We start from the raw sequence: 649 nt of genomic DNA, 5'->3' as shown, positions 1-649 counted from the left end.
CACGTGTTTGGCCCGGTTGAACTCGGTGATCACCTGACTGAACACCGTGCCAAACAGCCGACCGCAGTGCTCATTCCAGTCGTAGGCAGGATTGGTGGCGTAATCCAGGAACAGTTTCACGTCGGTCTGATAGGCCCGCACCGTGCTATGGGCTCGGTTGAGCACACCGCGCAGATGACCGAAGAAGTCATCAGCATCGGCGGGAGTCCACTGCCAGGGGAATGCGCCCACGAAGTCGGCCATCCGCAGCACCTGAGCATTGCGTCGACGGATCGTCTCGGTGGAGGTGCCCTGAGCCAGCTGCGCACGCCGCCAACCGGTCAGCACATCCTCCAGGAACGCCTCAGGATCCGGACCCGACGCACCCGCCGGCAAGTACACCAGCCGACCCATCGCATCGTCCATCCTGGACCTCCCAATTGAATGCATATTCTGCACTCAGGATGCAGATCATGCAGAGAAACGATGCAGAAACCCAGCTCACGCCAGCGGATCGTCGCCCTGACCACCAGCCGGGGCGCGTCCAAGCCTGCCTACCGGCGGTGTGCCCGAACGAGACGAAACATGCTCTGCCGCAATATCGCCGACCGCCGGTGGGGGTGTTATCAGAAACTGATCTATTCGCATGCCACGCGAATAACCAACTTAC

1 protein-coding gene and 1 pseudogene are annotated in these 649 nt (G+C 60.9%); one reads left to right on the top strand and one right to left on the bottom strand.

Annotation, left to right across the window (positions count from 1 at the left end; translation table 11 throughout):
- Positions 1-405 (bottom strand): annotated as a pseudogene (locus tag HPC46_RS34620) (tyrosine-type recombinase/integrase); the annotation flags it as partial.
- Positions 406-443: 38 nt separating this feature from the next.
- Between HPC46_RS34620 and HPC46_RS34780 the strand changes: the two are divergent.
- A partial coding sequence (locus tag HPC46_RS34780; protein ID WP_218894955.1) for a hypothetical protein occupies positions 444-649 on the top strand: 206 nt, incomplete at its 3' end.

Source organism: Mycolicibacterium vinylchloridicum, from assembly GCF_013404075.1.
In the GTDB taxonomy this organism is placed as follows: Bacteria; Actinomycetota; Actinomycetes; order Mycobacteriales; family Mycobacteriaceae; genus Mycobacterium; species Mycobacterium vinylchloridicum.
This window is presented reverse-complemented; position numbering and strand designations above follow the sequence as displayed.